This is a genomic window from Vibrio sp. 10N.222.55.C6 (genome assembly GCF_041473395.1).
In the GTDB taxonomy this organism is placed as follows: domain Bacteria; phylum Pseudomonadota; class Gammaproteobacteria; order Enterobacterales; family Vibrionaceae; genus Vibrio; species Vibrio crassostreae_C.
This window is the reverse complement of record NZ_JBFRSD010000013.1, coordinates 109,850-121,514: the sequence shown is the minus strand read 5'-3', so window position 1 is coordinate 121,514 and position 11,665 is coordinate 109,850. Positions and strand designations below refer to the sequence as shown.

Sequence of the window (11,665 nt, the reverse complement as noted above, 5' to 3'; positions counted from 1 at the left end):
AACTCATTTAGGAAAAACGATGCAAACTCTGATGGTTACATTTATTACGCTGGTGGCATTTGCTGCGAATTCAGTTTTGTGTCGCTGGGCCTTAATGGATCAAACGATCGATCCTTTGAGCTTTTCGATCGTTCGCATCTTATCTGGTGCGCTTACGCTTCTGATTTTATTAACTTTGTCTTCCCAATCTAAAGCTAGACGTGTGTTAACAAACAACACATCGCTATACACAAGGCTAAAATCACAGTTTCAATTCACGTCAATACTGTCACTGCTCGTGTATATGTTTGGTTTCTCGTTTGCTTACTTAGAGCTCGGCGCAGGTCTTGGTGCTCTGGTGTTGTTTGTCGCAGTGCAATTTACGATGATTGCCGCGCACCTGTTTTCTGGAAACAGAATGTCGCTCATTGAGTGGGGCGGGTGTTTGTTATCTGTGGCAGGGCTTGTTTATTTGTTAATGCCAACGGAATCGACTCAAGCACCCGACTTAGTTTCTATTATCTTGATGTCTCTGGCCGGAGTTGGGTGGGGCATTTACACATTGGCAGGAAAGACATCGTCAAACGCACTGCAATCGACCACCGCTAACTTTGGATTCAGTTCGCTAGTTATCCTTTTGGCATTAAGCTTGTTAGTTTTGATTCCTAATGCGTTAACGCAAGTGTCTATCACTGAACAAGGTTTGATTTACGCGGTTATATCGGGCTCTGTGGCTTCTGGTGTGGGTTATAGTTTGTGGTATTACGTGGTGAAAAAGCTGAATACCGTGGTGGCGTCTATTGCACAGCTTTCTGTTCCAGTTATCGCGACACTTGGTGGTGTATTACTTTTATCTGAACCTGTCACCATGCAATTTATAGTCTCATCAACCGTTATACTTCTAGGGATAAGCTTGGTTCTTGTCGCCCCTAAACTTAAGAAATAAAGAGTTCAATCATTAACTTCTATGGCTAAACCAAACAAGAAACAACCGACCAAGACGGTTCAGATTTTCTGTGCCAAATGTAAAACGCAGCTTTTTAAGTATCGGAAAGGTGGCAAAGGTGCACTCGTGAAATGTTTTAAGGAGCGTATCGTTGAAGATTTCACGACAAAACCATGTGTGTGCCCTGAATGCGGGATTGAATTTGCGCGAGACACTTTGGTTCGAGGTACGCCAGCCTACAAGTTTGTTGGTGGCAAGGTAACGATGAAATAACCTGTCACGATGAAACGACCAGTCATATTAAAACGAGCAAACAATGCTGAAACTAAAAATGCCACAGCACGGTTTGTGTGTGGCATTTCAACGTTGCTTTTGATACTCAGTGTAAATAATTGAGCTTAGTAAGCATTGACACGCCCTTGAAGCTTAAGAAGTAATAGCGAGACAATTGCGCCCGTGGTGTCACACAGCATATCTTTCTGTGCATCCCAAATATCGCCTTGTGAACCAAGGAATGCGATACCTTCATCACCACCTGCGATCTCCGCGTACCACCACTCGATAATTTCATAACCTGCAGCAACACTCATAATCGCAAATAGCGCAAAGAAACATGCCAGCACCGGTTGAGCCAGTTTTTTACGAATCAAGTACTCAGCGAGTGGGTAAGCATAAAGGCCAATAGAGAAATGCGCGACACGGTCAAAGTTATTCCGTTCTGAACCTATCATGTTATTGAACCAATCAAATGGCACTTCCGCGAAGGTATATTTTGCGCCTATCGTATGCAAAATCAGCCAGATAAACATCAAAACGTAAGCTGTCTTAGTGAAGGTGAGCTTTGTTGATAACCACCAGATTCCCACCAATATCGCAAGCGCTGGGACAATTTCGGCAATCCATACCGCTCTTGAAGAGGGAGCAAACGCTGAAAATAGAAACACAATCAGATACAGCGTCGTCAATGACAGTAATGGTCTATTTTGAGCAAGTGGCGTAATTGTCATCATCAGATCCTGTATTAGTTTCATGTATAGTTACACAATAATGAACAGTGTTCAATTGTGCTCTAATCACCATATTTGTTGAAAACCGGCGTTATCGCCCAGTATCTAGACAAACGGTTGCGAGAGTTTCACAAAAGTTTGATTTACAACAAAGCGATCCTTAAAATCGCTCTATTACTACATAACAAGAAAGAAAGTCATGAAACTGGAAACTGTCGATTACCTTGCTGACGACGCAGCAGAACAATTTGTTCGCTCTCTACGTGAAACTGGTTTTGGTGTTCTTAAGAACCACCCAATCCCGAAAGAGCTTGTTGAGTCAATTTACGAAAACTGGTACCAATTCTTCATCTCTGAAGAGAAAGAGAACTTCCACTTTAATGTTGAAACACAAGATGGATATTTTCCACCTTCAGTGTCTGAAGTTGCTAAGGGCCACACTGTAAAAGACATCAAAGAGTACTTTCACGTATACCCATGGGGTCAAATCCCTGAGCAGCTGAAAGAACAGATTCTAGATTACTACCAACGTGCGAATGCTTTTGCTCAAGAGCTGCTAGGTTGGGTTGAAGCTCATGCTCCTAAAGAAGTACAAGAGAAATTCTCTATTGCGTTATCAGAAATGATCAACGGCAGTGAACAGACTCTGCTTCGTGTTCTTCACTACCCACCAATGCAAGGTGATGAAGAGCCAGGTGCAATCCGCGCTGCGGCACACGAAGACATCAACTTACTGACGGTTCTTCCTGCTGCAAGCGAGCCGGGCCTTCAAGTTAAAGCTCAAAATGACGAGTGGCTAGATGTTCCATGTGACTTCGGTAACATGATCATCAACATCGGTGACATGCTTCAAGAAGCATCTGGTGGTTACTTCCCATCGACAACTCACCGTGTAATCAACCCATCAGGTGAACGCCAAGAGAAGTCTCGTATCTCTTTGCCTCTATTCCTTCACCCGAAACCAGAAGTAGTGCTATCTGAAAAGTACACAGCAAACGAATACCTAATGGAACGTCTAAGAGAGCTTGGCGTTATCTAGTCAGTTCAATGCTTCGTCCCTAAAATTGGGATAGATGTGAAAGGTCAGCTAAGTCGCTGACCTTTTTTGTATCCGTACCAAAGAATTGCGGCTTTATTACTAGGGCGTGTTGATCTTTCGAGCTGATTTTTGCAGCGAGTTGCTGGGTATTTATACAAGGCAGAGGCATCGATGTGTAGCTAGCCTACATGAGAAGCCGATAACGTAGTAGAAATGACCAGCAAACGCTGCCCGAAGGGTTCGGCTAAAAGCGTTTTACTCTTTGTTGAGGGAGATTTGCTTAGAATGACTAGGCTACTTCTCCCTCGCCGCGATTAAAACGCTTTTATCTCGAACAAAATTTAACCGCGAAAGGTCAACACGCCCTAATGGTTGTATTCAACGAAATGGTACTCAGTTTTGACGATAAAAGGTGCCTTTAAGCCAAACGTTAGAAAGTTGTTTGTCCTTAAGCTCGACAAATCTTAGAAAATCGCTTTCAATTAAAGAAGATACGCAACGGATGCGAAACAGGTTACTTATAGTATCCACAGTTCTAGAAATCCATTAATTCAGAGAAGCTAACTGAGTCAACTATGTCGAATTATCAAGATGTGAGAGCAAACTTTCATTGCCATATGGAAAACCCATTGCTTTGGCCGATAATGGAAGTGCTTAAGCAAAAGCCAAGCGGATGGAAAGTACACACATTGGCAGCTCATCTGAACGATCTTGGGTTTGTGCCAGTGTTGGATGCTGTGCCTGAGAAAGAGTTGTTTAAAAAGAACTTCCTTATCATGAATGCGCTTTATCAGCTTCAAGAAACCTTACACCCAGATGGTTGGCTCCAAGTCCAAGCGATGGACATCGAATTGATGAATGGTCGTTATCACGGAAGCAGTCACAGCATCGATCATCAAGACCCACTTCGAGAATACTACATTAATTGGGTTAACTATGAAGCGGATGAAGGTGAAGTCAAAAGGCTGTTGAACGAATTTTGGACTCGGTATAGAAAGTATGTGGGTGGTGATGAACTCGATATGGATCGAAGTCGAGCATTGAACCTGTTTGAGTTACCTTTAGGCGCGACACACCATGAAATTAGAAAACGTTGGCGACAACTGGCATTGAGATGGCATCCGGACAGAGACGAAGGCAACACCGCAAAATTTCAGACGCTCTGTGAAGCATGGCATGTATTAAGAAGCTCATAATCGAGAGGCATTTCTAGCTGTCTAATTGCTCAGAACCCTAAAACGGAAAGCCCCACATTGTGAGTGATACAAGTGGGGCTTTGTCGTCATTACGTTATGTTTTGGGTAACTACGTTATGTGCTGTAGCGACTTAAGTTATTGGTGTTAGGAGTGATCTTTGCTCTCGCCACTTTTATGTTCAAAGGCATAGTCGAGTACTTTACGGATATAAGGCGCACCGACTTTTGAACCGCCGTTACCGTGTTCAATGACCACAGTTGCGACATATTCAGGGTGTTCATACGGTGCGAAAGCCGTGTAAAGCGCATGGTCAAGCAAGTGTCTAGCGAGTTTCTTCGAGTTGTAGACCTGGTCTTTCGCAAGATCAAAGACTTGTGCAGTTCCTGATTTACCGCCGCTCGTGTATTCAGTTCCCTTAAATGCACGTCTGCCGCTGCCTCGATTACCGTGGTTTACGAGTCGCATCGCATTGATTGGCACATCCCAAATTCTATCCGGTACTTCGGTGATTGAGGGCATTGGCTCCGGTTCGACAAGTTGTTGTGTACTGAAATCTTCACCATGATCTAAGGTGGCTCTTAAGATATGAGGTGGCATCACCTTACCATGATTAACCAATACTGACGTTGCTTTAGCAAGTTGCATAGGTGTCGATGTCCAATAACCTTGGCCAATACCAATCGGAACTGTGTCACCCTGATACCAAGGGGTGCGATAACGCATCATCTTCCATTCTCGAGTCGGCATGTTGGCGGTACTTTCTTCATAGATATCAATGCCTGTCGGTTCACCAAATCCAAATCGGTTCATCCAACTTGAAATTCGGTCAATACCCAAATCGAAAGCGGTTTGATAGAAGAATGAATCTACCGACTCTTCAATGGCTTGAGTGACATCGACAGGTCCGTGACCCCAACGTTTCCAGTCACGCCACGATTTGGAGTTTCGTTTAGAGCCAGGAATTCTCCAAACGCCATGGTCGTTACGGATGGTATCTTCAGAGATGACATGTTCTTGCAGTCCTGCCACAGCCATAAATGGTTTAACGGTTGAGGCAGGAGGATAAACGCCTAGAGTGGTGCGGTTAACCAACGGGTGAGCCGGATCATTCAATAAACGTTGGTAGTTCTTACTCGAAATGCCGTCGACAAATAGGTTAGGGTCGTAACTCGGGCTTGATGCCATCGCCAACACGCTGTTGTCTTTCGGATCGAGAATAACCGCGCTTCCAGTTCGGTGATCAAGTTGCTCAAAGACGTATTTTTGCAGCTCAAGGTCAATATTTAACACGATATCTTTACCAGCTACTGGCGGCACGTACTCAATGGTTCGGACTATTCGCCCACGGCTGTTTACTTCGACTTCTTGATAACCTTTGGTGCCGTGCAGAATATCTTCGTAATAACGTTCAACACCCAGTTTTCCTATGATTGTTGTAGCTTGATAATTCGCTTCTATCCCTTGTTCTTCAAGCTTTCTGAGATCGCTATCATTGATGTGCGCCACGTAACCAAGAACATGGGTAAGCACCTCACCATTCGGGTAAAAACGCTTTAAGCTGGTATCGATAGATAAGCCGGGGAACTGGTACTGGTGCACGGAGAACTTGGCGATCTCTTCCTCCGTTAAGTTCTCTAGAATAGTCACAGATTTAAAACGGCGGGTGTTGTGATAGCGTTTTTTGAAACGAGCGATCTGCTCTGCATCACGGGGGACATATTTGTCTAGCTTGGCGAGCATTGCATCGACATCATCGGTTTGCTCTGGAATCATCGTCAGATCAAAGACAAGCTTGTTCTCTGCAAGCAACACGCCGTTACGGTCGTAAATAAGTCCACGAGTAGGGGCGATAGGTAATACTTTGATTCTGTTGCCATCGGCACGAGTTTGATAGCTTTTAAAATTTTCAACTTGAAGTCGGTATAGATTGCCGACTAAGACAAGAGTGAACATCAAGATCCCACAAAACGCGACGATTACGCGGTTTTTGAATAGGTTCACTTCGATTTTATGGTCACGCATCTTAACGCGTTTATGATTCATTGAAGCCTCAAGGGTCTGTTACATTTGGTTACACTTGTCGAATCGGGACTTTATCTGAATATCACTAGGGTTTTGTAAAAGCTGTGTCATGTTTTGAGGGATCGACAGCATTAGATGGCGGTAAACAGTGCCTTTAATTTTCTCATTATAAAAGATGATAAGTAATTGATGTAAAGATTGGTTTTATGAATTCATAAAGTTCAAGAGTTTTGACGACACTAGAGGTTAGGTCAAAAGAGGTTAGATAAATTTACGGCCCTCAGAATGAGAGCCGTAGAAGGTTAATTTGCTTATTTAGTGGCTTAGAAGCTTTAGTAAATTAGAAGATTAAAACTTCAAAAACCTAGAAGCACAATAAATCCGATATTTAACGAAATCAGTTCGAAGGCTTGAACTGAGATTTACGCATACGGTTCAGAGCAGCCATCACATCTAACGTTCTTGGTTTCGCTAGGTCACCGTAGTTAGGCATGTTAGCGTGCCATTCGTTTTCTAAAATAGCGTTAAACTCTTTAGCAGGGTTGTTTGACCAACCTGGAGTTTGTGCGAATTGGAACCAAGCCCAACCGATCGCATTCACTTCAGACGGTGATTCTAATTGCTCAAGCGCAGAAAGGTCTGCAAACTCTTTACCAAAACGCAGTGACTCTTTGCCTTTAGCATTAACACGGAATTTACCGTCAGTCAGAATGTTCATCAGTGAAGCACGGTTCAATGAACGCGGTACAAACGTTTCTAAAGCAGTTTCACATTCGTTAGTACGCTGAGTAGGGTGCTGAGCAATCACATCTTTTGCTTTTTCAGTCACATCTACCGCTTGGTAGTCGTGCATTTGAATCACAGTGTTCGCGACATCTAGGTAATCACCAGAGCCACCCATTACAACAATGGTAGAGATATCCATCTCTTCACGAAGCTGACCAATGCGGTCGACAAGTGGTGTGATTGGCTCATCGCCTTTTGACACTAGCGCTTGCATACGCTCGTCACGAATCATGAAGTTAGTCGCTGACGTATCTTCATCGATAAGTAGAGTTTGAACGCCGGCTTCAATCGATTCTTGTAACCAAGCCGCTTGAGACGTAGAACCTGACGCATCTTGTGTGCTGAAGTCAGATGTGTCTTTCTGCATTGGTAAATGGTTGATGTAGTTTGACAGGTTCAAGCTGTGCACACATCGACCATCTTCAGCGCGGATCTTCATCGTATCAATCGCAGTTACAATGCCTTCGCGACCGTCACCAGGAATATGGTTGTAGATAGAACGTTCAACGGCGTTCAACAGTGTCGATTTACCATGGAAACCACCACCAACGATCAGCGTAATGCCTTTTGGAATGCCTAGGCCGGTCACGTCACCTTGGTTTGGAGTATTTAACGTAACACTCAATGATTCTGGAGCCGCGAAAGGTACCGCGTCTTTCATTGGAAGGTCGCAGTTACCCGCGATACGAGGTAACACACTGCCGTTTGCAACGAAAGCGGCTAGGTTGTTTTCATCCAATTGAGCACGCAGCGCTTCTTGGTCTTCAATCGTTTCACAATGTTTGATCATTGCATCGATGTTTAACTCACGCTCAAGCGTCGCGCGACGAATAAACTTCGGTAAGTAGAAAGTGATGATGTTGTTCGCTTTCTTAGCAAGAATGCTACGACCATCAGCTGGTAAATTAATACGGAAACGAATTTCGATGCCGTGGTCTGTGAATACAACAGCTGTGTTGTCTAAAACGGTTTGACCCGTCAGCGCGATAGAAACGGTCGACTCTTGTTTCGCGAACTCAGAGAAGCTACGTGCGATAAAGTCACGAGCGGCTACTTGGTATTCGTAAGATTTTTCTTTCAGCCAATCTAACCCGGTCAAAGACCACGCGCGCGTTGCACGAAAACGAGAAGCTGACGCGTATGGGTCACCTTGGATGTGGTCGATGTGTAATTCAAAATCAGCAAAGTCGTATTGACCTTTAATTTGTTGATATGCACGGTAGTTTTGTTTTTCGAGCTTTTTAAGCTTTGCAGTCAACTGATCCATAACGAGGAATGCCTATATAAGGGGAAAGATAAAAACAGAAAGGCGGCGATTATAAAAATCACCACCTTTAGAGTAAAGAGAAAGTAGGCCTAAATCCAAAACTAACTGCTCTTTTTCGCTTTAAGCGTAACGAGTTGTCCCCAAATAGTTTTGATTGATTAAGCTGTGTTCGAATTCTTGGCTCGGCATTGGTCTTCCGTAAAGGTAACCTTGGCCCACATCGCAGCCTTCATTAATAATAAATTGCTCCTGAACCTCCGTTTCTATGCCTTCAATCGTCACTTTTAAGTCGAGCTTTTTGGCAATTTGGACAATAGAACGAACAATTTCCGAGTCTTCGTGTGAGTTGAGCATTTGGTCGATAAAGCTCTTATCAATCTTAATGGTGTCGAATGGGAACTTCTTCAGATAACTGAAGGAGGCGTAGCCCGTACCGAAGTCATCTAGTGACAATGTAACGCCAATATCGTGCAAAGATCCCAAGGTATTCTTGGCAACCACTTCATCTGCTATCAGTCCACTCTCCGTAACTTCAAGTTCTAAGAAACGAGGCTCTAAATGATAGGTTTCGAGTAGGTGAACCACTTGTTCCGCAAAGTGTACGTTCTTGAGTTGAATTGCAGACACATTCACAGCCATCTTGAAATCTTCAACGTATTCGGACCACTCTTTGGCTTTTTCAATCGCATTGCGTAAAACAAAGCTGCCCACTTCGAAAATCAAACCGTTTTGTTCAGCCATGTGGATCAGGGTTTCGTTAGAGATATCACCCAAAACAGGATGTCGCCAACGAAGCAAAGCTTCAGCACCGACCCAGCGATGCGTCAACGGGCTAACTTTGGGTTGAAAGTAGAGCATAAGGTCATCATTACGAACGGCTTGAAGCAAATAGCCTTCGATCTTATTAATGTGAGTTTGTTCTTCGGTATGGGATTGAGAGTAGTAAGCGAACTTTTGTCCTGAATCTTTGCAGGCTAACATCGCTTCAGAAGATTTCTGCAGAATGCTTTCCGCGTCATCTTCGTCGTTCGTAATTGCAATCCCAATAAACGCGTGCAAATGCACTTTGTCACTTTCGATGTCGAATTCTGAATGACCAACTTTAACGAGCGTCTGGCAAAGTTCTTCAAGGCGATGGTGTAAATCTTTAACGCTAAACGCCAATACGAGGTCAACCGAAGTAGGGCGTGCAGTTAACACATCGATATCAGAAATACAGTCGATGCGTTTTCGGTATTCAACAAGCACTTGGTCTAACGCGTTATAGCCGTAGCGTGCTTGTATGCGTCTACCGTTGGTAAAACCAATATGAACGACTGCAAATGAGCTGTCTGTCAGCCTTCTCTGTGACAGTAGCTTGTGGTTTAAGCGAGATTCAAATGCGTTTCGGTTTAAAAAGCCGGTGCCGAGGTCGTGATTCTTTTGGAAGTTAATCTTCTGTTCAGCCGCTTTTCGTTTATCAATTTCTTGATTCAACGAGTAATTAAGGCTCGCGAGATCTTTAGTGCGATTGTAAACGCGGTTTTTTAGGTCGCGATTCATTTGGGTAAGCTTGGCGTGTTGGAATAGGGTTTTAAGCTGAGATTCAATCGAGGTGCGAAAGCTCTGTAAAAGCTTGATATAGGTGGGGGTGTAGTGGTTTTCTTTCGAGTCTAAAATGCAGATAGTGCCAAATAATTCACCATTCGGCCAAAGCAGCGGAATGCCACAATAAGAGATTAAGCCAAGCTTCGTGTCGGGGTTGTTTTCCCAATCAACATCGGCAAGCGCATTGGGTACCACAAGTTGCTGCTGGGAATCCATCACCGTCTCACAGTAAAGCCCATTGCCTAGGGTTTCAGAATCACCTTTGTTGTAAGGGTTATTTTCATTTCGGCTGGTCGAGAATACTTCAATATAATTGGCGTGAACACGCATGATCAGTGCGGCGGGCACTTGAGTGATTTGAGCCAAGAGGTCGACAATATTTTGCCAACCAGACACCATATCGTCTGGGATATCTAAGTCTACTGTTTTTATCTTCTTCATATGACTCCGAGTCAATTATGCTAAATGCATCAACACATCCTGTGTTAATTATGATGAACCAAAGAAAACTATGAACCTTACGTTTAATAAGTATAAGAAATGTTGCACGAAAAAACCTCCGCAATTATGCAGAGGTTTTCAAATGTGAATCCGGGTCTCAGTAATGAGATAATTTTAGATTAAGGCTTTAACTTTATAAAATCTTCTGTATTAAGTTTCTGGCTATAATCTACCGATGGTTGAGCAAACCCATTTAATTGTAGAAATTCTTCTTTAAACCCTTGGTAATCCCCTAAGGTTTGGAAGTTATTTTCGTCCATCTTTTCTAGCAGTTCAGTTACGTGCGCTTGGGTTTCTGGGTCTAATTCCCAATCATCCATACGGATCAATCGCTCACCATCAAGTGGTACTTTGGATTGACCATAAAGTTTACTGCCAAACAGACGCTGCATTTGTTGGATACAACCTTCGTGGGTCTCTTTCTCTTTCATCACCTTATACAAAGCAAGTAAGTAAGGGCTTAATCCAGGGATGAAAACGCTCGCTTTAGTGACTAGGGCTTTACATACCGCCGCGTAAGCGTTGCCATCAAAGTTAGCTAACTCTAGATTAAGAGCGTGGCTGGTTTGGTGAAGGTCGATCTTAGCGCGTCCCAATGTACCGTCTAAATAGATAGGATGTGTGACTTCTGGACCCACATAAGAAAACGCGATTGTCTTACAACCCGGAGCAATAGATTCTGCGTTGATGAGCTCATCTATCCATTGTTCCCAATCTTCGCCTCCCATCACTTTGAGTGTGCTTTCGGCTTCTTCTTCCGTCGCGGCTTCAAGCGTGTTGGTGACCCAGTTGTCGTGTTCCAGAGAAATGGTTGCGCCAGTTACGCTTTCACCAATAGGTTTGATGGCAGAGCGCCAAAACTCATCGGAATCTGGTTTAGGACGAACGCCTGCAGCTAAGCTATAGATAATCAGATCCACTTCACCTTCGAAGTAGGTTTCAATGGCTTCGACAACTTGTGAGCGTGTTTCTTGCGAAAATGCGTCGCCAACGATGTTGATAGCAGTGCGTTGCTCTCGTTCGGCTTCTTTTTTGAAGTAGATGTTGTTGTACCAACCAGCACTACCTAGGGATTTTTCGTTTGGACCGCGCTCGAATGAGACGCCGATAGTGTCAGCTTTTGCGCCGCCAAAGGTAAGGGCAATACGAGCGGCAAGGCCAAAGCCTGAGGAAGCGCCGATAATCAGTACTCGTTTAGGGCCATCTTTGATTTGCGGCGCACTCTTAACAAACTTGATTTGTTGCTTTACGGCTTCTTGACAGCCAAGAGGGTGAGCGCTTTTGGCTACCACACCCTTGATAACAGGTTCGATCAGCATAAATAACCTTACAGT

At 43.9% G+C, this 11,665-nt stretch carries 9 protein-coding genes; 4 read left to right on the top strand and 5 right to left on the bottom strand.

The window, feature by feature from the left end:
- Positions 1-19: 19 nt before the first annotated feature.
- Both AB4486_RS11190 and AB4486_RS11185 read left to right on the top strand, forming a co-directional pair.
- A complete protein-coding gene (locus AB4486_RS11190) occupies positions 20-925 on the top strand; it encodes a DMT family transporter (protein WP_372117184.1) in 906 nt (301 codons plus the stop codon).
- A 21-nt stretch (positions 926-946) separates the two neighbouring features.
- Entirely contained in the window at positions 947-1,198 is a 252-nt protein-coding gene (locus AB4486_RS11185) for a hypothetical protein (RefSeq protein WP_017060071.1), read from the top strand.
- Between the two features lie 125 nt (positions 1,199-1,323).
- On the opposite strand, the gene AB4486_RS11180 is transcribed toward AB4486_RS11185, so the two are convergent.
- Positions 1,324-1,932 (bottom strand): DUF2238 domain-containing protein, encoded by a 609-nt coding sequence (locus AB4486_RS11180; protein ID WP_017064602.1) that lies wholly within the window; start codon positions 1,930-1,932, stop codon positions 1,324-1,326.
- A 199-nt stretch (positions 1,933-2,131) separates the two neighbouring features.
- Between AB4486_RS11180 and AB4486_RS11175 the strand changes: the two genes are divergently transcribed.
- Both AB4486_RS11175 and AB4486_RS11170 read left to right on the top strand, forming a co-directional pair.
- Positions 2,132-2,971, top strand: a complete 840-nt coding sequence (locus AB4486_RS11175; protein WP_017060073.1) for an isopenicillin N synthase family oxygenase — start codon at positions 2,132-2,134, stop codon at positions 2,969-2,971.
- 575 nt (positions 2,972-3,546) lie between these two features.
- Positions 3,547-4,167: a DNA-J related domain-containing protein gene (locus tag AB4486_RS11170; RefSeq protein WP_029235236.1), complete on the top strand. Its 621-nt coding sequence runs from the start codon at positions 3,547-3,549 to the stop codon at positions 4,165-4,167.
- A 145-nt stretch (positions 4,168-4,312) separates the two neighbouring features.
- Here the strand turns inward: AB4486_RS11170 and mrdA are convergent, their stop codons facing one another.
- The 4 genes from mrdA to fabV form a co-directional block, all read right to left on the bottom strand.
- Positions 4,313-6,211 (bottom strand): penicillin-binding protein 2, encoded by a 1,899-nt coding sequence (mrdA, locus tag AB4486_RS11165; protein WP_136981853.1) that lies wholly within the window; start codon positions 6,209-6,211, stop codon positions 4,313-4,315.
- A 376-nt stretch (positions 6,212-6,587) separates the two neighbouring features.
- Positions 6,588-8,243 carry an ABC-ATPase domain-containing protein gene (locus AB4486_RS11160; protein WP_017060076.1) on the bottom strand — a complete coding sequence of 552 codons (1,656 nt, stop codon included), beginning with the start codon at positions 8,241-8,243 and terminating at the stop codon, positions 6,588-6,590.
- 120 nt (positions 8,244-8,363) lie between these two features.
- Positions 8,364-10,271 carry a GGDEF and EAL domain-containing protein gene (locus AB4486_RS11155; protein ID WP_102333628.1) on the bottom strand — a complete coding sequence of 636 codons (1,908 nt, stop codon included), beginning with the start codon at positions 10,269-10,271 and terminating at the stop codon, positions 8,364-8,366.
- Between the two features lie 179 nt (positions 10,272-10,450).
- Complete coding sequence (gene fabV, locus AB4486_RS11150) at positions 10,451-11,650, bottom strand: enoyl-ACP reductase FabV (protein WP_017067782.1); 1,200 nt, start codon at positions 11,648-11,650, stop codon at positions 10,451-10,453.
- Between the last annotated feature and the right edge of the window lie 15 nt (positions 11,651-11,665).